The 19,829-nt window shown below is 73.1% G+C and carries 18 protein-coding genes and 1 tRNA gene; 15 read left to right on the forward strand and 4 right to left on the reverse strand.

Annotated features, from left to right (window positions below; all coding sequences use genetic code 11):
* Positions 1-120 precede the first annotated feature (120 nt).
* The 7 genes from HOQ23_RS07550 to HOQ23_RS07580 all read left to right on the forward strand — a co-directional run bounded on the left by HOQ23_RS07550 (position 121) and on the right by HOQ23_RS07580 (position 7,968).
* Complete coding sequence (locus HOQ23_RS07550) at positions 121-3,099, forward strand: bifunctional [glutamine synthetase] adenylyltransferase/[glutamine synthetase]-adenylyl-L-tyrosine phosphorylase (RefSeq protein WP_172213404.1); 2,979 nt, start codon at positions 121-123, stop codon at positions 3,097-3,099.
* A gap of 164 nt (positions 3,100-3,263) precedes the next feature.
* The gene (locus HOQ23_RS07555; RefSeq protein WP_172213406.1) at positions 3,264-3,890 is read left to right on the forward strand and encodes a TasA family protein; all 627 of its coding nucleotides are present in this window, start codon (positions 3,264-3,266) and stop codon (positions 3,888-3,890) included.
* Between the two features lie 343 nt (positions 3,891-4,233).
* Positions 4,234-4,851 carry a TasA family protein gene (locus tag HOQ23_RS07560; protein WP_172213408.1) on the forward strand — a complete coding sequence of 206 codons (618 nt, stop codon included), beginning with the start codon at positions 4,234-4,236 and terminating at the stop codon, positions 4,849-4,851.
* 254 nt (positions 4,852-5,105) lie between these two features.
* Positions 5,106-5,768 (forward strand): TasA family protein, encoded by a 663-nt coding sequence (locus HOQ23_RS07565; RefSeq protein ID WP_172213410.1) that lies wholly within the window; start codon positions 5,106-5,108, stop codon positions 5,766-5,768.
* 182 nt (positions 5,769-5,950) lie between these two features.
* Entirely contained in the window at positions 5,951-6,571 is a 621-nt protein-coding gene (locus HOQ23_RS07570; RefSeq protein WP_172213412.1) for a TasA family protein, read from the forward strand.
* A 381-nt stretch (positions 6,572-6,952) separates the two neighbouring features.
* The gene (locus HOQ23_RS21190; RefSeq protein WP_216653893.1) at positions 6,953-7,603 is read left to right on the forward strand and encodes a signal peptidase I; all 651 of its coding nucleotides are present in this window, start codon (positions 6,953-6,955) and stop codon (positions 7,601-7,603) included.
* Between the two features lie 5 nt (positions 7,604-7,608).
* Entirely contained in the window at positions 7,609-7,968 is a 360-nt protein-coding gene (locus HOQ23_RS07580) for an Hpt domain-containing protein (protein WP_253945300.1), read from the forward strand.
* Between the two features lie 16 nt (positions 7,969-7,984).
* Here the strand turns inward: HOQ23_RS07580 and HOQ23_RS07585 are convergent, their stop codons facing one another.
* A complete protein-coding gene (locus HOQ23_RS07585) occupies positions 7,985-8,731 on the reverse strand; it encodes a response regulator transcription factor (RefSeq protein ID WP_172213416.1) in 747 nt (248 codons plus the stop codon).
* A gap of 127 nt (positions 8,732-8,858) precedes the next feature.
* Here HOQ23_RS07585 and HOQ23_RS07590 point away from each other — a divergent pair, with 127 nt between their 5' ends.
* Positions 8,859-9,353, forward strand: a complete 495-nt coding sequence (locus HOQ23_RS07590) for a hypothetical protein (RefSeq protein ID WP_172213418.1) — start codon at positions 8,859-8,861, stop codon at positions 9,351-9,353.
* Between the two features lie 124 nt (positions 9,354-9,477).
* On the opposite strand, the gene HOQ23_RS07600 is transcribed toward HOQ23_RS07590, so the two are convergent.
* A complete protein-coding gene (locus HOQ23_RS07600; RefSeq protein WP_253945273.1) occupies positions 9,478-10,932 on the reverse strand; it encodes an NUDIX domain-containing protein in 1,455 nt (484 codons plus the stop codon).
* Positions 10,933-11,036: 104 nt separating this feature from the next.
* Here HOQ23_RS07600 and HOQ23_RS20805 point away from each other — a divergent pair, with 104 nt between their 5' ends.
* From HOQ23_RS20805 to HOQ23_RS07625, 5 genes are all read left to right on the forward strand, one after another.
* Entirely contained in the window at positions 11,037-12,275 is a 1,239-nt protein-coding gene (locus HOQ23_RS20805) for a lipase family protein (RefSeq protein ID WP_216653895.1), read from the forward strand.
* A 48-nt stretch (positions 12,276-12,323) separates the two neighbouring features.
* Positions 12,324-12,941: a GNAT family N-acetyltransferase gene (locus HOQ23_RS07610; protein ID WP_172213420.1), complete on the forward strand. Its 618-nt coding sequence runs from the start codon at positions 12,324-12,326 to the stop codon at positions 12,939-12,941.
* Positions 12,942-13,000: 59 nt separating this feature from the next.
* Complete coding sequence (locus HOQ23_RS07615) at positions 13,001-14,530, forward strand: ABC transporter permease subunit (protein WP_367650420.1); 1,530 nt, start codon at positions 13,001-13,003, stop codon at positions 14,528-14,530.
* Positions 14,527-15,291 carry an amino acid ABC transporter ATP-binding protein gene (locus tag HOQ23_RS07620; RefSeq protein ID WP_172213422.1) on the forward strand — a complete coding sequence of 255 codons (765 nt, stop codon included), beginning with the start codon at positions 14,527-14,529 and terminating at the stop codon, positions 15,289-15,291. Before HOQ23_RS07615 ends, HOQ23_RS07620 begins: the two co-directional genes overlap by 4 nt.
* A 61-nt stretch (positions 15,292-15,352) precedes the next feature.
* Positions 15,353-15,428 (forward strand) — tRNA-Gly (locus HOQ23_RS07625).
* 52 nt (positions 15,429-15,480) lie between these two features.
* Here HOQ23_RS07625 and HOQ23_RS07630 read toward each other — a convergent pair.
* Positions 15,481-15,771, reverse strand: a complete 291-nt coding sequence (locus HOQ23_RS07630) for a DUF1540 domain-containing protein (RefSeq protein WP_172213424.1) — start codon at positions 15,769-15,771, stop codon at positions 15,481-15,483.
* A 218-nt stretch (positions 15,772-15,989) separates the two neighbouring features.
* Here HOQ23_RS07630 and HOQ23_RS07635 point away from each other — a divergent pair, with 218 nt between their 5' ends.
* Entirely contained in the window at positions 15,990-16,820 is an 831-nt protein-coding gene (locus HOQ23_RS07635; RefSeq protein ID WP_172213426.1) for a calcium-binding protein, read from the forward strand.
* Positions 16,821-16,903: 83 nt separating this feature from the next.
* On the opposite strand, the gene HOQ23_RS07640 is transcribed toward HOQ23_RS07635, so the two are convergent.
* A complete protein-coding gene (locus tag HOQ23_RS07640) occupies positions 16,904-19,063 on the reverse strand; it encodes an ABC transporter permease (protein WP_172213428.1) in 2,160 nt (719 codons plus the stop codon).
* A 156-nt stretch (positions 19,064-19,219) separates the two neighbouring features.
* On the opposite strand from HOQ23_RS07640, the gene HOQ23_RS07645 reads away from it, so the two are divergent.
* Entirely contained in the window at positions 19,220-19,828 is a 609-nt protein-coding gene (locus HOQ23_RS07645; protein WP_172213430.1) for a TetR/AcrR family transcriptional regulator, read from the forward strand.
* The last annotated feature ends 1 nt before the right edge of the window (position 19,829 follow it).

A 19,829-nucleotide genomic window follows, 5' to 3' on the forward strand; every position in this document is an offset into this window, starting at 1 on the left:
GGCGCGCGGGCGGCCCAGGGGTCACGGACTTCACGTGGACAGCGACGGGACGGCGGCGGTGGGGATCCCGTCGCGTCGTGCCCGGCTGCTCGCGCTGAGCCCTGCCGGGAGGACCGCGCGATGATCCGTCCGACCACCGGCAAGACCGCGCTGCTGCGTCTGGGGTTCGTCGACACCGACGCGGCCCTGGAAAGGCTGCGCGGGCTTGGCGACGCCGCCGACCCGCTGCTCGCGGTGCTCGGCCACACCGCCGACCCCGACGAGGCGCTGGCCGGGCTCGGCCGGCTGCTCGAGGCCGCGCCGGACGCCCCGGTGCTGCTGGAGACCCTGGCCGACGACGAGGGCACCGCGATGCGCCTGCTCGCGGTGCTCGGCGCCAGCCCTGCCCTGGGCGACCACCTGGTCCACCACCCCGAGCACTGGCACGAGCTCACCGACCCGCTGCTCGGATCGACACGCCCCCCGGCGTACGCCCTGCGCGAGAGCCTGCTGCGCGCCGTCGGCGCCGACCCGCACGCCGACTCACCGGTCTCGGCGATGGCGGACGCGGAGGCGGTCGACGCGCTGCGGGTGGAGTACCGCCGGCTGCTGGTGCGGCTGGTGGCCCGGGACCTCGCCCACGGGCTCGGGGTCGACGACGTGGCCGCGGAGCTCTCCGACCTGGCGGCCGGCACGCTCGAGGCCGCGCTGGCGATCGCACGCCAGCGGGTGGGGGTGGCCGCCGACCTGGTGCGCCTCGCGGTCGTCGCGATGGGCAAGTGCGGCGGTCACGAGCTCAACTACGTCTCCGACGTGGACGTCATCTTCGTCCACGAGCCGGTCGAGGGCGCCCCCGAGGCGGCCGCGCTGCGCGCCGCGACCCAGCTGGCGAGCAACCTGATCCAGATCTGCTCCGACCACACCGGCGAGGGCACCATCTGGCCGGTCGACGCCGCCCTGCGCCCCGAGGGCAAGGCCGGGCCGCTGGTGCGGACCCTGGCCAGCCACCGCGGCTACTACGAGCGCTGGGCCAAGACCTGGGAGTTCCAGGCGCTGCTCAAGGCCCGCCCGGTCGCCGGCGACCTCGCGCTCGGGGCGGCGTACGTCGAGATGGTGGCGCCGATGGTGTGGAGCGCCGCCGAGCGCGACAACTTCGTCGAGGACACCCAGGCGATGCGCCGCCGGGTGGTCGACCACATCCCGGCCCGTGAGGCCGAGCGCCAGATCAAGCTCGGGTCCGGTGGCCTGCGCGACGTCGAGTTCGCCGTCCAGCTGCTCCAGCTGGTCCACGGTCGCGCCGACGAGCGGATCCGGGTGCCCACCACGCTGAGCGCGCTCGCCGAGCTGACCCGTGGCGGGTACGTCGGGCGCGAGGACGGCGAGGCGATGCACGAGGCCTACGCCTTCCTGCGCAAGCTCGAGCACCGCATCCAGCTGCGCCGCCTCCAGCGCACCCACGTGGTGCCCGACGACGAGGAGGCGCTGCGCTGCCTGGGCCGCAGCCTGGGGCTGATGAAGACCCCGGTCGCGAGCTTCACCCGGGTCCTCGAGCACCACCGCCGCGAGGTGCGCCGACTGCACGAGAAGCTCTTCTACCGCCCGCTGCTGTCGGCCGTGGCGGCGATCCCCGGCCACGAGGTGCGGCTCTCCCCGGAGGCGGCCGAGAAGCGGCTGCGCGCGCTGGGCTACCTCGACGCCCGCGCGGCGCTGCGTCACCTCGAGGCGCTCACCAGCGGGGTCTCGCGCCGTGCCAACATCCAGCGCACGCTGCTGCCCGCCATGCTCGGCTGGTTCGCCGAGGGCGCGGACCCCGACGCCGGGCTGTTCGGGTTCCGCCGGATCAGCGAGTCCCTGGGCTCCACGCCGTGGTACCTCGCCACCCTGCGCGACGAGGGCGAGGTCGCGCACCGCCTGGCGCGGCTGCTGGCCACCTCGCGCTACGCCACGGCCCTGCTCGAGCGGGAGCCGGAGGGCGTCCGGATGCTCGCGGGCGACCTCGTCCCGGCCGGCTCGGCGGCGCTCACCGCCGAGATGATCGCGACCGCGACCCGCCAGGAGGACCCGGAGGAGGCCGTCCGGCGGATCCGTGCGATCCGGCGCCGCGAGCTGGTGCGGATCGCCGCCGGCGACGTGCTCGGCCTGACCGACGTCGCTGACGTGGGCGACGGGCTCACCCGGCTCACCGACGCCACGCTCGAGTCGACGCTGCGCGTCGTGGAGGCCGCCGTACGCCGTCAGCGGGGGCTCGACGAGGCGCCCACCCGGATGGCGATCGTGGCGATGGGGCGCTACGGCGGCTTCGAGCTGTCCTACGGCAGCGACGCGGACGTGCTGTTCGTGCACGACCCGGTGCCGGGCGCGGATGCCCAGCAGGCCTCGTCGTACGCCCAGGCGGTGGCCAACGAGCTGCGCCGACTGCTCGCCGCCCCCGGGTCGGACCCGGCGCTGGAGGTGGACGCCGACCTGCGTCCCGAGGGTCGTCAGGGCGCGCTGGTGCGCACGCTGGACTCCTATGCCGCCTACTACGCCCGCTGGTCGAAGGTGTGGGAGGCCCAGGCGCTGCTGCGCGCCGACGCGGTGGTGGGTGACCCCGACCTCTGCCGCCGGTTCACCGAGCTCATCGACCCGCTGCGCTTCCCGGAGCAGGGGATCAGCGAGGACGACGTGCTGGAGGTGAGGCGGATCAAGGCGCGCGTCGACCGCGAGCGGCTGCCGCGCGGCGCGGACCCCCAGACCCACCTCAAGCTCGGCCGCGGCGGGCTCAGCGACATCGAGTGGACCGTGCAGCTGATCCAGATGCGTTTCGCGGGGCAGGTCCCGGGACTGCGTACGCCGCGCACCCTCGCGGCCCTTGAGGCGGCGCGCCACGCGGGGCTCATCGAGGACGCCGACGCGGAGGTGCTCGAGCACGCCTGGCGCCGGGTCAGCCGCACCCGCAACGCCGCGACCCTGGTGCGTGGCAAGCCCAGCGACCAGCTCCCGCCCGACACCCGCGAGCGGGTCGGGGTGGCCAACATCCTCGGCTACGGGCCGGGGGAGTCGGAGGAGATGGTCAACGACCACCTGCGCTGCACCCGCAAGGCGCGCGGCGTGGTGGACCGGGTGTTCTGGGAGGACTGAGGGCCGCGCGCCGGCTGGCGGCGGAGGCTTCACCCTTCCTTGAGACAACGTGAGGCAACGCGAGGGGTTCTGCCGGTCCTTGCCTTGAATCGCGGGCGGCAGAGTTCTGGTCATCGAGAGAACGCCAGCCAATCCGGTCTGGCCCCGACCGGAGGAGAACCCCGATGCGCAAGACCACCCGCCCCGCCCGCCGTGCCACCGCCACCAAGGTCGTCGCCTCGGTCGCCCTTCTCGCGGGTGCGGCCTCGGTCGCCGGCCTCGGCACCTTCGGTGCGTTCACCGACACCACCACCGCCGACCAGGCGGTCGCCACGGGCACGGTCAAGCTCGGCATGAACTCGAGCATCAGCCAGGACGTGGCCGGCCTGGTTCCCGGCGACCGGATCGAGCGCCAGGTGAAGCTGACCCGCGCCGAGGGCAGCGAGACGTTCGGGTCGCTGCGGCTCACCACCACCGCGACGGGTGACGACATCCTGACCGCCGCTGCCACGGGGCTCAAGCTGTCGGTCGAGCAGTGCTCGCTGCCGTGGATCGAGGTCGGCAAGGTCCTCGAGTGCAAGGGCACGGCCTCCAACGTCGTGGGCACGTTCCTGGCTCCCGTCGACGTCCTCGGTCAGGGACGCGACCTCGTCACCCCGCTGGCCAGCGTGAACGCTCCGGGCGCGGCGGCACACCTGCGGGTCACGATGTCCCTTCCGCGGACGACCGCTGACCAGAACGGTCTCCAGGGCAAGGCGGCGAGCGTCAAGTTCACCTTCGACGCCGGTCAGCGCGACGGCGAGGCCCGCTGACCCCAGGCCGACCTCACGACCCGGTCGTCCACCTTCTCGGTGGTCGGCCGGGTCGTTGCCATTTCCCCGAGTCGGCGCGTGTGGTGCGCCGAGTCGGCGCGTGTGGTGCGCCGAGTCGGCGCTTGTGGTGCGCCGAGTCGGCTCTTGTGGTGCGCCGAGTCGGCTCTTGTGGTGCACCTGAAGGACATCTCCGGGTCGGGTGAAGAGGCCGCGAAACGCTTGCTCCTTCCTTGAGGCAAAGGCGTGCATGTGCAGGGCCCAGCCTTGAATCGCGGGCGGCAGAGTTCTGGTCATCGAGAGAACGCCAGCCGACTCGGACTGGCCCGAACTGCAGGAGCCAGTCATGCGCAAGACCACCCGCCCCGCCCGCCGTGCCACCGCCACCAAGGTCGTCGCCTCGGTCGCCCTTCTCGCCGGTGCGGCCTCGGTCGCCGGCCTCGGCACCTTCGGTGCGTTCACCGACACCACCGCCGCCGACCAGGCGGTCGCCACGGGAACGGTCGAGCTCGGTGCCCTTCCGACGACGATCGACGCGCCGGTCACCGGCATGGTCCCCGGCGACCGCGTGGAGCGTCAGGTCACCCTGACCCGGGCCGCGGGCAGCCAGACGTTCGGGTCGCTGCGGCTCACCACCACCTCGGTTGGCGACCAGGTCCTGACCGCTGCCGACACCGGGGTGAAGCTCTCTGTCGATGAGTGCTCCGTGCCGTGGACCGCCGACGGCAAGGCGCTGGAGTGCGGAGGCCAGACCACCCCCGTCCTCACGTCGGGTCCGGTGCTGGGCCAGGGTCGCGACCTGGTCACCCCGCTGCTCAGCGTGAACGGGACGGGTGCGACGTCGCACCTGCGGATCACGATGCTGCTGCCGCGCACGGAGGCCGACCAGAACGGTCTCCAGGGCAAGTCCGCCACGGTGAAGTTCACCTTCGACGCCGGTCAGCGCGACGGCGAGGCCCGCTGACCGCCGGCCCCCACAGACCCCCGGGCGGGCGCGTACCCCGTCCCGTGCCCGTCCGGGGCTCCACTCGACCCGGTCGACCGCCTTCCCGGTGGTCGGCCGGGTCGCTCGTCGTTCCACGCCGTCCGCGCGGTTTGCGGCTTCCTTGAGGCAAAGGCGCGGATCCGCACGGTCCCGGCTTGAGGTCGCGGCGGCAGAGTTCGGCTCATCGACACAACCGCCGCCCGGGAGGGCGGCCGATCAGAGGAAATCCCCCCATGAGCTCCGCCACCCACCGCGCCGCCCGCCGTACCACCGCCCGCCGTACCACCGACCGCCGCTCGGCCGCCCGCCGCTCCACGGCGACCAAGATCGTGGCGTCGGTGGCACTGGTCGCCGGTGCCGCCTCGGTGGCCGGTCTCGGCACCTTCGGTGCGTTCACCTCGACGACGTCGGCCAGCCAGGACGTGGGGTCCGGCACCGTCAAGCTCGGCCCTACGGCGAGCAACATGAACATCGCGGCCGCCGGCCTGGTCCCGGGCGACACCGTGCAGCGCTCGGTGACCCTGACCCGTGAGACCGGCAGCCAGACCTTCGGGGCGGTCAAGCTCAGCACCACCGCCAACACCCAGAACATCCTCGTGAACGACGCCACCAACGGGCTCAAGATGACCGTCGAGCAGTGCCCCACGCCCTGGAGCACCTCGGGCAACGCCCTGACCTGCTCGAGCGCCCCCACCACGGTGATCGCCGCCCGCCCCGTCCTGGCCACCGGCATCGACCTGGCTGCGCCGCTGACCGCCCTGAACGGCGCCAGCGCGACGTCCTTCCTGCGGGTCACCCTGCAGCTGCCCGCGACGGCCGGCAACGAGTTCCAGGGCCAGAACAACTCGCTGACCTTCACCTTCGACGCCCAGCAGCGCGGCAGCCAGGCCAAGTGACGCCCCGGACGGGCGCGGCCGGCGGCTGGTCCGGCGTGCCACGTGCTTGTCGGTTCCTTGAGACAACCTGAGGCAACGCGAGGGGTTCCACCGGTCATGGCCTTGAAGCGCTGACGACAGAGTTCGAGACATCGAGAGAACGCCGGCCGACATCAGGGCCGGCCACAACGGAGGAGAACCCGATGCGCAAGATCACCCGTCCCGCCCGCCGTGCCACTGCGACCAAGGTCGTCGCCTCGGTCGCGCTGCTCGCGGGTGCGGCCTCGGTCGCCGGTCTCGGCACCTTCGGTGCGTTCACCGACACCACCACGGCCGACCAGGACGTCGCCACGGGCACGGTCCGGCTCGGTGCCCTGGACTCGAGCATCAGCGAGCAGGTCACCGGCCTGGTCCCCGGCGACTGGATCGAGCGCCCGGTCACCCTGACCCGGGCCCAGGACAGCGAGACCTTCGGGTCGCTCAAGCTCACCACCACGGTCACGGACATCAAGGGCGGCATGGGCGCGGCGGTGGACGGCCCGCAGCTCGCGGTCGACGCGTGCAGCGTCGCGTGGGTCCCGAAGAGCGAGGGGTCGAAGGAGCTCACCTGCCCGGCCGGGCCCGAGAGCGTCGTGACCGCGCGTCCGGTGCTCGGCAGCTTCTCGCTCAACGACGTGGTGCCCGCCCTGAACGAGGAGGCCGCCGTCGCCCACCTGCGCGTGACCCTCAAGCTCCCGGCCACCGCTGGTGAGGAGTTCAAGAACGCCAGCGCCAAGGTCAGGTTCACCTTCGACGCCGTGCAGCGCAACGGCCAGGCGGCCTGAGGCGGCACTCTCTGCCCCGGTCCTGTCGAGGCACGAGGCTCGCTGTCGTCACGGCCCGGTCGTCCACCCGATGGTGGACGACCGGGCCGTTGCCGTTCTGCGGCGCAGCCTCGCGCAACCACGAGCGCCGACTCGCGCAACCACGAGCGCCGACTCGCGCAACCACGAGCGCCGACTCGCGCAACCACGAGCGCCGACTCGGCGGGTGGTGCGGCCTGCGGCCTGTGGCTTGCGGGTTCCTTGAGGAAAAGGGCCGGGTCAGGAGGGTCCGGGCTTGAGGTCGCCACGGCAGAGTTCTGTCCATCGGGGGAGCACGAACCCCGCAGCACCCCGGCTGAAGCAAGCAGTTCCCACCCAGCGCCACGTTCCAGGAGGTACGCCGTGAGCACGATCGCACCGGTCCAGCCCGGCCGCCACCGGAGCACCGAGCGCCCGCCGACCGCGCGGAGCGAGGTCCCCGCGCGTCACGAGGCCGGCTCGCGCGCCGGCCGCCTGGGCCGTGGGCTGCGCCGCGCGGGCAGCGTCCTCGTGACCACGGTGCTGGTGGTGGCGATGGCGGGGTTCCTGTTCCTCGCGATCGGCCCGCACCTGCTGGGCTACCGCACCTCCACGATGCTCACCGGCAGCATGGAGCCGATGATCGCGCCGGGCGACGTCGTGGTCACCAAGCCGGTGCCCGCCACGGAGATCGAGGTCGGCGACGTGGTGACCTACCGCATCCCGGTCGACGACCACCGCATCGAGACGCACCGTGTCGTCGAGGTCAGCACCGCCGACGGCGAGGTGACGATCCGCACCAAGGGCGACGCCAACAAGGGCGTGGACCCGTGGACCGCCGTCGTCGAGGGCGACACGATGTATGAGGTCCAGGCCGTGGTGCCGTACGTCGGCAAGGCGATCCGGGCGCTGCACAACCCCTGGGTCAGCAAGGGGGTGCTGTGGATCGCCGTGGGCGGGATGATCGTGCTCGGGTTCCTGCAGATCTGGGGCCGCACCGAGGACGACGAGGACGACGAGGCCGAGACCTCGTGACCGTCATGGACGGGCTGGCGCTGGACGTCTCCGTCCTGGAGGGCCTCGCCGAGGACCTGGCCGACCGGGCGTTCGTCGCCTCGCTGGCGGAGCGGTTCGAGGCCCTGCTGGACCCTCGCCTGGCGCGGATCGCCTCGGCGCTGGAGACCGGGGACGCCGAGGCGGCGATGGACTCCACGCTGAGCCTGAAGGCCTCGGCCGCGACCATCGGTGCCCGGGAGCTGCTCGACCTGGCGGTCCGCGTCGAGGACGCCGTGCGTGCCCACGACCCCGCTCGGGCGCTGGCCGAGCTGCCCAGGCTGTACGCCGCGACGCGCGGCTTCCGCAGCGCGCTGGCCGACTACCTCGGCCGCGAGCGCGACTGAGGGGAGCGGTCCGCGCTCAGACCGGGGACTCCATGCGGTAGCCGACGCCGCGCACGGTCCGCACGAACTTGGTCGCCTTGTCCTCGCCGAGCTTGCGGCGCAGGTTGCCGATGTGGACCTCCACGAGGTGGGTGTCGGAAGCCCACTCGGTGTCCCACACCGAGCGCAGCAGCGCCTCGCGGGTCCAGACCCGCGCCGGCGTGCGCATCAGCTCGGTCAGCAGGTCGAACTCGGTCCGGGTGAGCGCCAGCTCCTGGCCGTCGCGGAACGCCCGGCGCCCGTCGACGTCGACGCGCAGCAGGCCGTGCTGCAGCACCTCGTGGTCGGTGCCGCCCGGAAGCGTGACGGGGGCGGCGTCCGCGGTCGCGGCTCCCGGCCCGCGGCGCGGCCGGCGGAACATCGCGTTGACGCGCGCCTTGAGCTCGTGGACGTCGAAGGGCTTGGAGATGAAGTCGTCGGCGCCGGTCTCGAGCCCGATCAGGCGGTCGATCTGCTCGTCGCGCGCGGTGATCATGACGACGTAGGCGTCGCTGAACTCGCGGATGCGCCGGCAGGTCTCGATGCCGTCGATGCCCGGCAGCCCCAGGTCGAGGGTGATCAGGTCGGGGTCGAGCTCACGGGCGCGCTCGACGCCCTCCGTCCCGGACCCCACGGCGGCCACGACGAACCCCTGGGTGGAGAGGGTGAACTCGATCAAGGACCGGATGTCCTCGTCGTCCTCGACCACCAGTGCCTGACGTTCTGCCCCCGAAACGCTGACCATTTGCCACATGGTGCCAGACCTTGAGAATTACTTGAGGCCGACCCTCGGGCGACTTGAGACGCATCCATGAGACTGGGTCCAACGCCGGCGTTCTCGCAGGCGCACCACGCTGCCGAGAGAGGTGACCATGAGCCCGCTGACCGACCGCCTGCGCCGCGCGACGACGCTCGTCCTGGTCGTCCTCGCGCTGGTCCTCGGCCCGCAGCTGGCCTTCGCCACGTTCGGCTCCTCGGCGCCGGCGCAGAAGCTCCAGGTCGGTACGGCGACCATGGCGGCGCCCACCAACGTGACCGGCACCTACTCGTGTGGTGGTGGCTTCTTGCCGTTGCCGGTACAGCCGACCGTGAACGTCACCGGCCTCGTCGACAACGGACCTGACCGACCGAGGAGCTACGTCTACACGCTCGCGCGGCGGGACGGGAGCAACCCGCCAGTGATCGTCCAGTCTTCACAGGCGCCTTCGCGGGCCACACCGGTGGTGCTGCGGGATCCGTCGCCGCGGCCCTTCATCGCCACGTGGTACCTGACCGTCACCGTCAAGCTGGCCAGTGGCTGGGAGAGCCCCGCATCCACGACGACGGAAATCACCTGCGCCACGGCGTGGGGCTCCGGGAGCCTCTGACCCCCGCCGGCCGGCGCTCAGTCCATCCCCGGGATAACGGACTGGGACGCCGTCCAGCTGACAGGGTGTCTGGACCAAGATGCCCGGGGCCGTAGGCCGTCAAACCCGGGCGGTTGCCGCCAACTCAGCGGGAGACGTCGGCCAGCAGGGCCGGCAGCACGTGCAGCTCCAGGAGCGGCGCGAGCGGGACCTCCGCGGCGGCCGGGTCGATCCAGCGGGCCTCGGCGATCTCGGCGGCCGCGACGGGGGTGTCGGTGGAGCTGGCGGTGTAGATCGTCGACTCCACGATCGCGCCCGGCTCGTTGGCGGCCGGTGCCTCGAAGCGCCCGAGCTCGCGGACGTCGGTGAGCTCGAGGCCGACCTCCTCGCGGGTCTCGCGGATCCCGGCGGCGAGCGGGGACTCGCCCGGTTCGAGCTTGCCGCCGGGGAGCTGGAAGAGCCGGCTGGTCGCCTTGCGTACGACGAGCAGGTGCCCGCGCTCGTCGCGCACGCACACACCGGCGACGACGATCCGCTCCTGCCCAGCCGGGGGAGCCGGAGCGTGAGCCGGAGCAGCGGCAGGCGGCTCGGTGAGCACCCGCAGCGCCAGCGCGGTGGTGGAGCCGACGCCGAGGAAGTCGACGACCCGCGCGACCCGGTCGTGGTCGAGGGGGAGCAGCCCGCGCGAGCCCGGCACGTCGGGGGTGAGCCCGAGGTCGAGGTCGGTGCGGCCGGACATGATCGCGAGGTTGAAGTGGTAGCGCTCGCGGGCGCCCGGCGCGCTGAGCCGCTTGAGCAGGGTGGCCCCGACCCGGCGCAGGCCGTGCTCCTCGCAGTAGGAGTCCAAGGTGGCGACCAGGTTCGCGCCGCCGCAGTGGTCGATGTCGGCCCAGACCGCCTGCATCGAGCCCATCTGCGAGAGCAGCAGGGGAGCGGTCTTCTCGCCGATGCCCGGTACGCCGGGGAGGTTGTCGCTCGCGTCCCCGCGCAGCGCCGCGAAGTCGAGGTAGTGGTGGGCCTCCACGCCGTACAGCGCCTTGAGCCGGCGCGGGTTCAGCAGCGGCGAGGCGGAGATGCCGCCGTTGATCAGCCGCAGCACCTCGGTGTGCTCGCTGATGTGGGCGAAGGAGTCGCGGTCGGAGGTGATCAGCACGCAGCGCCAGTCGTGGGCCACGGCCCAGGCGGCGGCGGAGGCGTTGACGTCGTCGGCCTCGAGCCCGGGGGGCGTCAGCGTCAGGAAGCCCATCGCGTCCAGCAGCGCACCCGCGCGGTCGAGCTGGTCGACGAGGGTGGCGTCCTTCGCGGCGCGCCCGGCCTTGTAGCTGGGGTAGAACCGCTCGCGCTGTGAGGTCACCCGGTCGTCGAGCCCGAAGATCAGCGCGTCCGGCGCGAACAGATCGATGGCCTCGAGGATCTGGCGCAGCATCCCGTGCAGCGCCCAGGCAGGGCGGCCGTGCCGGTCGCGCATGTCGGTGTGTGCGCGAGCGTGGTGGTTGCGGTGCAGCAGCGAGGGCGCGTCCACCGCGAGCAGCAGGCGCCGCTCCCCGGGGTCAGGCGCCACGGACGCGGTGCTCTGGGCGGAGGACGGGACGGTGTGCATGGCCGCTCGTACCTTACGTGCTCGCGCCCCCACGGGCCTTGTCGGTGACGTGCGTCACGTGGTCTGCTGTGCCGGCCCGTCCCCCCTCAGAAGGAGCCCCGCACGTGTCGAACCGTCTCGGGAGGATGGTGGCCGCCACGGCGGCGGCCGTCCTGGTCCCCCTCGCCGCCCTGCCCGTCGCCGCAGGCACCGCCGCCGCCCAGCCCGCCGAGGAGGAGCTGCCCGCCTTCTACCGGGCGCCGGCCACCCTGCCGGCTGCGAACGGCGACCTGGTGCGCAGCGAGCCGATGCGCTTCACGCTCGACCCGGCCGGCGCCTCGCGCGTCGCGGTCACCGCCACCCGCGTGCTCTACCGCTCCACCGACCGCACCGGGACCCCGCACGCGGTCTCGGGCAGCGTGCTGGTCCCGCGGGCCCCGTGGATCGGACCGGGGAAGCGCCCGGTGATCGGGTACGCCGCGGGCACCCAGGGGATCGGCGACACCTGCGCGCCGTCGCGCCAGCTCAGCGAGGGCTTCGAGTACGAGAGCCTGTTCATGACCGGCATGCTCGCCCGGGGCTGGGCGATCGCGCTGACCGACTACGAGGGCCTCGGCACCGCCGGAATGCACACCTACATGGACCGCGAATCCCAGGGCCGTGCGGTCCTCGACGCGGTCCGTGCCGCGCAGCGCCTGCCCGGCTCGGGCGTGACCGGCGCCCACCCGGTCGGCCTCTACGGCTACTCCCAGGGCGGCGCCGCCGCCGCGTCGGCGGCCGAGCTCGCCTCGTCGTACGCCCCGGAGCTCCGGGTCAAGGGCACCGTCGCCGGCGCGGCACCAGCCGACCTGACCCAGCTGCCGGGCGCCATCGACGACAGCCTGTTCTCGGAGTTCAGCTGGTACGCCATCGCCGGGCTCACCGCGAGCTACGACGTCGACTTCGAGCCGTACCTCAACAACGCCGGTCGGGAGATGTACGCCGAGATGGCCGACAACTGCGTCTTCGACCTCTTCGGCAGCGCCTTCACCAGCTCCGCCGACTACACCGCGGACGGCGCCTCGCTGGCCCAGCTGATCACCCGGGAGCCGTTCCGCACCATGATCGACGACCAGCGGATCGGGCGGCGCACGCCGTCCGCGCCGGTGCTCATCACCCACAGTCGCCTCGACGACGTGGTCCCGTTCGCTGTGGGCGAACAGCTCGTGCGCGACTGGTGCGCACGCGGCGCGACGGTGCGGTTCAGCCCCAACGTCACCCCGCTGCACGTCGGCGGGATGCTGAACAACGCCACCGAGGTCTATGCGTTTCTCGAGGCACGGTTCGCCTCGCTCCCGGCTCTCTCCTCGTGCCGGCGCCTGTGACACCTCGGTGAGGTCTGCCCGCTGAGCCCCGCCTGTGAGACTGGGGCCGTGGAGATCATCGACGCAGACCCTGCCCGCCGGACGGCGGTCGTCAGCCTCCTGGAGCGCTCGTTTCCTCCGGAGCTGCTGGCGCCGCCGTCCGAGCGGGGGACGGAGCTCGGGTCGGACGTACGCCGGGTGCGGGTCGCCCTCGACGGCGACCGGGTGGTCGGCTGCGCGGTCCTGCGTCGGCTGCCGCTGGCGGCCACCTGCCTGGAGTACCTCGCGGTGGACCCCGACACACGCTCCGGCGGCGTCGGGCGCGCTCTCCTCGACGACGCCGTGGCGCTGGCGGCGGAGGCCGGTGGCGACTGGCTGGTGCTCGAGGTCGAGCCCGTGGACAGCGCCACCGCGGACCCCGACCACGGCGACCCGGCGCGCCGGATGCGGTTCTACGAGCGCGCCGGGGCGTTCGCCGCCTGCACCGGGTACGGCGCGCCCGACCTGGCGGCGGGCACCGGCATCGTCGACCTCGAGCTCCTCGTGATCGCGGCACGCCCCGGGGCCTCGGGCCCGACGATGAGCCAGGTCGTCGACTGGACCCGCGCCCTGTGGGGCCCCGACGGCTACGGCCGGGCCGCGGACGACCCGGACCTGCGCGCGGTGCTCGCCCGGCTCGGCTACTGACCAGCCGCGGGGCGGGGTACCGACTTCCTGATGCGAACCCCTGCCCCTCCGCGATCCGCGTGAGCGCCGTGTCCCGGCACGCCCGACCCCACCGGTCGCGGCGCGCGCCGGCGCTGCTCGCCGTGCTGCTCGGCGCGATGCTCGCCGCGCTCACCGCCGTCCTCGGCGTGGGGACGGCCCCCGCGCACGCCGCGGACGAGGGCGGCGACCTGGTCGTCGTCCGCGTCGGCACCGAGGGGACCTACCCGCCGTTCACCTACGTCGACCCCGACGACGGCCTCACCGGCTACGACGTCGAGGTCATCGAGGCCGTCGCCGACCGGGCGGGCTGGGAGCTGGAGTTCGTCCGCGCCCAGTTCGACGCCCTGTTCCCGGCGCTGGACTCCGGGCGCGTCGACGTGCTGGCCAACCAGGTCACGATCAACCCCGAGCGGCGGGCGCGCTACCTGTTCAGCACGCCGTACACGTTCTCCCGCGGGGTCATCGTCACGGCCGCCGACAACGACGACATCACCTCCCTGGAGGACCTGCGCGGGCGCACCGTGGCGCAGTCCGAGACCAGCAACTGGGCCCAGGTCGCCCGCGACGCCGGGGCGAACGTCGAGTCCGTCGAGGGCTTCGCGCAGACCGCCGAGCTGCTGGTGCAGGGCCGCGTGGACGCGACGGTCAACGACAACATCGCGGTGCTCGACTACCTCGCCTCCAGCGGCACCGACAAGATCAAGATCGCCGGCGACGCCGAGGGGGAGGAGGGACGCCAGGCGCTGGTGTTCCGCCGCGACGAGGCCGAGCTGCGCGACCAGGCCGACCGGGCGATCGCCGAGCTGCGCGCGGACGGCACGCTGGAGGAGATCTCGGAGAAGTACTTCGGCGCCGACGTCTCCGTCGCCGACGGTGGCGAGGTGGACGTGGCCGGCTCGGACGCCGATCGGGGCAGCCTCGAGGTCCTCCAGGACGCCGCCTGGCCGATGCTGCGCGGTGCCCTCGTCGGCACGATCCCGCTGACCGCGGTGAGCTTCGTGGGCGGCCTGCTGATCGCGCTGCTCGTCGCGCTGGCCCGGATGTCGCCGTCACGTCTGCTGCGGGCGCCGGCCCGGTTCTACGTCTCGCTGATCCGCGGCACGCCGCTGCTGGTGCAGCTGTTCATCGTGTTCTACGGGCTGCCCCAGGTCGGGGTGGACCTGCCCAGCTTCGCCGCGGCCTGCCTGGCGCTGAGCCTCAACGTGGGCGGGTACGCCGCGGAGATCATCCGCGCCTCGGTCCTCTCCGTGCCGACCGGGCAGGTCGAGGCGGCCGCGACCGTGGGCCTGGACGGGTGGGCCGCGATGCGCCGCATCGTGCTGCCCCAGGCCGCGCGGATCGCCGTACCGCCGCTGTCGAACACGCTGCTGTCGCTGGTCAAGGACACCTCGCTTGCCGCGGTGGTGCTGGTGACCGAGCTGTTCCGCGAGGCCCAGGTGGCCGCGGCGCTCAGCACCGAGTACCTCCCGCTCTACTGCCTGGCGGCGCTCTACTACTGGGTGCTGTGCTACCTGATCACGCTGGCGCAGGAGCCGCTCGAGCGGCGGCTGGGGAGGTACGTCGCATGAGCGCGCTCATCCGGGCCGAGGGCCTGCGCAAGAGCTTCGGCGACCAGGAGGTGCTGCGCGACGTCGGGTTCGAGGCCGAACCGGGGACCTGCACCGTGCTGCTGGGCCCCTCGGGGTCGGGGAAGACCACGGTGCTGCGCTCGCTCAACGCCCTCGCCGAGCCCGACTCGGGCACGGTCCGCATCGGGGACGTCGAGGTCGACTACGGCGCGCTGCCGCGTGCCGCCCGGGAGCGGCGGGCCCTGCTGCGCCGGCTCCGCTCGCGCAGCGGGATGGTCTTCCAGTCCCACAACCTCTTCCCGCACCGCACGGTGCTGGGCAACGTCATCGAGGGCCCGGTGCGTGCCCAGGGCGTGGACCACGACGAGGCGGTGCATGCCGCGCGCGAGCTGCTGGCCCAGGTCGGCCTGGCCGGCCGTGAGGACGCCTACCCCTCGCAGCTGTCCGGCGGGCAGCAGCAGCGGGTGGGCATCGCCCGGGCGCTCGCGCTGCGCCCGGAGGTGGTGCTGTTCGACGAGCCGACCTCGGCGCTGGACCCCGAGCTGGTCGGGGAGGTGCTCGGCGTCGTGCGCGACCTCGCCGCGACCGGCTGGACGATGGTGATCGTGACCCACGAGGTCCGCTTCGCCCGCGACGTGGCCGACCAGGTGCTCTTCCTCGACGGCGGCGTGGTCGCCGAGCGTGGTGGGCCCGAGGTGCTGAGCGACCCGGTCACCGAGCGGGCCCGGCAGTTCCTGCGCCGTGTCCTGGAGGCGGGCTGAGCCCGAGGGTGACCCCGATGTGGGACTGATGGGACTCGTGGTGCATGATTCTCTTGCACCTGCGGACGTAGCTCAGTTGGTAGAGCGCAACCTTGCCAAGGTTGAGGTCGCGAGTTCGAGTCTCGTCGTCCGCTCCAGATGCAGCAGCCCCCGGCCGTTCGGCCGGGGGCTGCTGTGCTTCCGGGACCCTCACATGCTGGGGGCGTAGGTCATGCAGTCGGCCTCGTCGCCGCCCCACGCGATCGTCACCGAGTCGGCGTGGCACATCAGGTCGTGGTTGTGGGTGCAGTCGGCGCGCTGGCAGGCCCCGACATGGGCGCGCACCGTCGGCAGCCCGCCGCTGACGCCCAGGGAGATGAAGGTCGCGCAGGTCGCGTGGTCGCCGGCAGAGCCGACGGTGATCGCGTCCGCCGTGCAGCCGTCGTGGTTGAAGGAGCAGGACTCGACACTGCAGGTGCCGACATCGGCCATGGTGCTCATGGGGAGACCTCCGGTGGGCGTCGGGTGGTTCGTTCCACCGTGCGCCCGATGCCGACGGGTGTCCAGACAGGACAGGCTGCCCTCACCTGCCGCCGTCTTGGGCGCCGGCAGCGGCCCGACTACGGTGGGCCCGCCACCTCTGCGGCGGAAGGGGCGGGGCCGCCCGGGACGGGTGGCCCTGGCTGGGTGCAGTGGCCACCACTCCTTGGAGGAACTCCATGCCCCGCCGCCTGGTCCACGGCCTGCTCGCCGCCGCCACCGCCGGTTCCCTGCTCGCCGCTGTGGTGAGCCCCGCCGCCGCCGACCCGCTCCCCACCCCACCGAACGGCGTGGGGACCGCCGGGCCGCCGTACGACTACACCACCGAGCTCGTCGGACAGTTCCCCTTCATCCCGCTGAAGGACAAGTCGCTGCTCACCCGCACCGCGCACGGCTACCGCTACTGGAGCGGCCAGCAGGACAACGACATCACCCTGCGGGTGCGCGGCAACCGGATCCGGATCACCGACACCGGCACCAAGCGCTTCAAGCGGCTCGCCGGCTCCTGCCGCCGGGTGCCGGTACGCCGGGGGATCGGCGCGTCGTGCCGGCTCCCGGACGCCAGCCCCCGCAAGCCGGTGCTGCTGGAGATCTGGCCGCGCCTCGGCGACGACCGCGTCGACGCCTCGACCCTGTCCGCGTCGTTCGCGGTCGCGGTGCTGGGCGATGCCGGCAACGACACGGCGCGCCTCGGCGCCGGTGACGACTTCTTCAACGGCCACACCGGGCGGGACCGGGTCTGGGGCGGCCGCGGTCGCGACTGGATCCGGGCCGGCCGGGGGAACGACGTGATCCACGGCGGCGCGGGACGTGACCAGCTGATCGGCCAGGACGGCCGCGACCGGCTCCATGGCGGCGCCGGGGACGACCGGGTCGGCGGCGACGACGGCCACGACCGCCTCTGGGGCGGCCGTGGGCGCGACTTCGTGCTCGGCGGCAACGGCCGCGACCGGGCCTGGACCGACGGCCTGGACCGGCTGCTCACCGTCGAGGTGGTCCGCCGCCGCTGAGCGCGGCGGCCCGACAGCGCGAAGGGGCGGGAACCAGGTCGACCCTGGCTCCCGCCCCTTCGTGGTGCGTGGTGGTGCTGACCTCAGACGCCGGCGCCCTCGAGGACCGGGTCCTCGGTCGGGGTGTCGTCGCCGCCGTTCCTCGGCTTGCGCTCGGGGGTGTGGCGCGGGCCCATCGGGGCGGGCGGGGGTGCCGAGGGGCGGTTCACCCACCGGTCGACGACGAGCGCGTTGAGGGCGAGGCCGACGGCGCCCCAGATCGCGAGGACCAGCAGGTTCCCGCCGACCCCGGAGCCGTCGAAGTAGACGACCGAGCGGGCGATGTCGACGGCCGCCGGCAGCGGCAGGACGTCGGCGAGCGGACGGAAGAACTCCGGGACCATGTAGATCGAGAGCCCGCCGCCGGACGCCGGGACCCCGGCGAGCATCACGACGATCATCACCGGGACGAGCGCGCCGAGACCGAAGACGCGGGTGAACACCGCGCTGGCCCAGCCGACCGCGAACACGGTGAACGCGCCGTACCCGATCATCGCCAGCGGGTGGCCGTTGACCGCGCCGATCAGCACGTCGAAGAGGAACCACAGCCACACCGAGATGCCGACCGACCAGCCCGCGACGAGCGGGAGCAGACGACGGGTGCGGGTCAGGTCCGGGGCGCCGCCGCGCATCACGGCGAAGAACAGGAAACCGCCCATGATCCAGGCCATGCCGACGTAGAGGCTGTTGCTGCCGTTGGAGTCGTCGCCGGTGAGGGGCGAGATGTCCTCGACGGCGAGCTCGGCGCCACCCTCGGCCGCGACCGCGCGGAAGATCTGCACCGCGACGTTCTGCTGGCTCAGCCCGGCGCCGCTGGCGCTCAGCAGGGTGGGCTGCTCGCCGGTGGCGGCGGGCAGCACGTAGGCCGCGACGAGCTCCTGGTCGAGGATCAGCTCGCGGGCGTCCTCGGCCGACTCGACGACGCGCAGGTCGGTCACCTCGCCCATGCTCTCCTCGAGCGCGGTGACGACCTGCTGTGCCTGTGCCGCGGGCGCGACCACGGCCACGGGCAGGTCGGAGACCTCGGGCTTGTGCATGGACAGGCCCATCACCGTGACGACGGTGACCACGATGGCGAGCGGGAACAGCGCGACCGCGACGAGACGCTTGCGGTACGGCGCGACCGGGCCGCCGGACAGGGCGGGGAGCGGCGCGTCGGGGGCGGTGTAGAGCGGACCGCCGACGATCAGGTCGCCGGCCTTGCGCTCCTTGAGCGCGGACAGGACGAGTGGCACGAGGAACCACAGCGCGAGGGTCAGCACGTGGCGCCAGGCGCCGTTGCCCTCGAAGTAGATGACCGAGCGCAGCGCCTCGCCGGCGGCCGGCAGCGGGAGCACGTCGTGCAGCCAGCCGAAGAAGCCGGGCATGGTGTGGACCGACATCGCGAGGTTGGAGGCGGGCATGCCGAAGACCACCCACAGCAGCATCCCGAGCAGCACCGCGAACGGGCCCATCACCTTGGTGAACAGCAGCTGGGTGGTGCCGACGGCGAGCACCGCGAGGGTGCCGAGGCCGAGGAACAGCGGGTAGTGCCCGCTGACGGAGCCCACGACCGGGCCGAGAATCAGCCAGGTCAGCGAGCTGGTCAGCACGCCCCAGCCGAGGGCGACCGGGAGGAACCTGCGTAGGCGCAGCAGGTTCGGCGCGCCCATCAGCAGGCCGCTGAGCGGCACGTAGCCGGCCAGCATCAGGCCCATCGCGGCGAAGAGCACCATGGTGCCGGAGCCGTCACCCTCCGGGAGCGGCGCCAGGTCGACGGTCTCGACCTGCCAGCCCTCCGCGATCGCGGCGGGGCTGAGGAGCTGGGTCACGAGCGTCGCCTGGGACGCACCGCCGCCCATCGCGTGGTAGACGGTCGCGACGTCGTCGCGGGCCGGCAGGGCGATCGCGCCGGCGATGTCCTGGTCGCGGACCAGGTCCTCCACGGTGGCGGTGTCGGGGACGACCCGCACGTCGAGCGCACCGTCGGAGCCCGACTCGAGCCCGGCGGCGAACGCGTCGGCGCTCTCGCCCTGGCCGACGACCGCCACAGGCAGGTCGCTCGGCCTGGGGTCGTGCATGGTCGCCATGTACGTCGCGTACATCATCGTGATCATCAAGAACGGCATCACGAACAGGGCGACGATCCGCCCCTTGCGCTCGGCCGCCGTCTCGGGCGGCGGCGGCGGGTACTTCTCGGCGTACGCGGCAGATCCTGCGCTCAACGTGTCTCCTCGGGGGCGGCCGGGCCCGAGGGAGGGCGGCCGCGAAAGTCGGTGCGGAACCGATGCGGCCCGCCAGCCCAGAGTAAGTCAGATGGCGTAAATCCTGTGAGGTCACGTACCGTAACCGTCGTCACTGTCCGCCGGGAGGAGCCCGCGATGCCACGAGTCGATGCGAGTCGTCCGCTGCTGGACGCCGCCGAGCGGCTCTTCGCCGAGCAGGGGATCGCCCAGGTCTCGGACCGCAGGATCGCGGAGGCCGCCGGCAACACGAACCACTCCGCGGTCGGCTACTACTTCGGGGGCCGGGCCGGGCTGCTGCGTGCCCTCATCGAGCGGCACCAGCAGGAGCTGGACCCGCCGCGCCGCGCCGCCTTCGCGGAGTCCGACTCCCTGATGGGCGACATCCGTGCCCTGGTCGTCCCGCTGACCACCGTCTTCGCGGCGCTGCCCGCCCCCAGCTGGCGCGCGCGCTTCCTGGATCAGGCCTACCACGACCCGGCGACGCAGCAGGTGCTCGGCGCCGCCGACGACATCTCGCTGATGGGCGTGCAGGTCTACGAGTCGATCGCGGCGCGCCTGGCCCACCTCGACCCCGAGGTCGTGCGCGCCCGCGCGTCGCTGATGGGTCACATCGTGGCCACGGTCTGCGCCACTGTCGAGGCGCGCGTCGCAGAGACCGGCGACGTCGACGAATGGGCCGAGACCGCCGACTTCCTCTCCGACGCGCTCGCCGGGCTGCTCGAGGCGCCCATCACCCGGCGATGAC

The organism is Nocardioides sp. zg-DK7169, assembly GCF_013155365.1.
GTDB lineage: Bacteria > Actinomycetota > Actinomycetes > Propionibacteriales > Nocardioidaceae > Nocardioides.

Excerpts from the sequence above, each read along its gene's own strand:
- HOQ23_RS07645 (WP_172213430.1), top strand. The coding sequence starts at position 19,220 with ATGCCACGAGTCGATGCGAGTCGTCCGCTGCTGGACGCCGCCGAGCGG.
- HOQ23_RS07565 (WP_172213410.1), top strand. The coding sequence starts at position 5,106 with ATGAGCTCCGCCACCCACCGCGCCGCCCGCCGTACCACCGCCCGCCGT.
- HOQ23_RS07620 (WP_172213422.1), top strand. The coding sequence starts at position 14,527 with ATGAGCGCGCTCATCCGGGCCGAGGGCCTGCGCAAGAGCTTCGGCGAC.
- HOQ23_RS07555 (WP_172213406.1), top strand. The coding sequence starts at position 3,264 with ATGCGCAAGACCACCCGCCCCGCCCGCCGTGCCACCGCCACCAAGGTC.
- HOQ23_RS07560 (WP_172213408.1), top strand. The coding sequence starts at position 4,234 with ATGCGCAAGACCACCCGCCCCGCCCGCCGTGCCACCGCCACCAAGGTC.
- HOQ23_RS07570 (WP_172213412.1), top strand. The coding sequence starts at position 5,951 with ATGCGCAAGATCACCCGTCCCGCCCGCCGTGCCACTGCGACCAAGGTC.
- HOQ23_RS07550 (WP_172213404.1), top strand. The coding sequence starts at position 121 with ATGATCCGTCCGACCACCGGCAAGACCGCGCTGCTGCGTCTGGGGTTC.
- HOQ23_RS07635 (WP_172213426.1), top strand. The coding sequence starts at position 15,990 with ATGCCCCGCCGCCTGGTCCACGGCCTGCTCGCCGCCGCCACCGCCGGT.
- HOQ23_RS07590 (WP_172213418.1), top strand. The coding sequence starts at position 8,859 with ATGAGCCCGCTGACCGACCGCCTGCGCCGCGCGACGACGCTCGTCCTG.
- HOQ23_RS07585 (WP_172213416.1), bottom strand. The coding sequence starts at position 8,731 with ATGGTCAGCGTTTCGGGGGCAGAACGTCAGGCACTGGTGGTCGAGGAC.
- HOQ23_RS07580 (WP_253945300.1), top strand. The coding sequence starts at position 7,609 with ATGGACGGGCTGGCGCTGGACGTCTCCGTCCTGGAGGGCCTCGCCGAG.
- HOQ23_RS07630 (WP_172213424.1), bottom strand. The coding sequence starts at position 15,771 with ATGAGCACCATGGCCGATGTCGGCACCTGCAGTGTCGAGTCCTGCTCC.
- HOQ23_RS07600 (WP_253945273.1), bottom strand. The coding sequence starts at position 10,932 with ATGCACACCGTCCCGTCCTCCGCCCAGAGCACCGCGTCCGTGGCGCCT.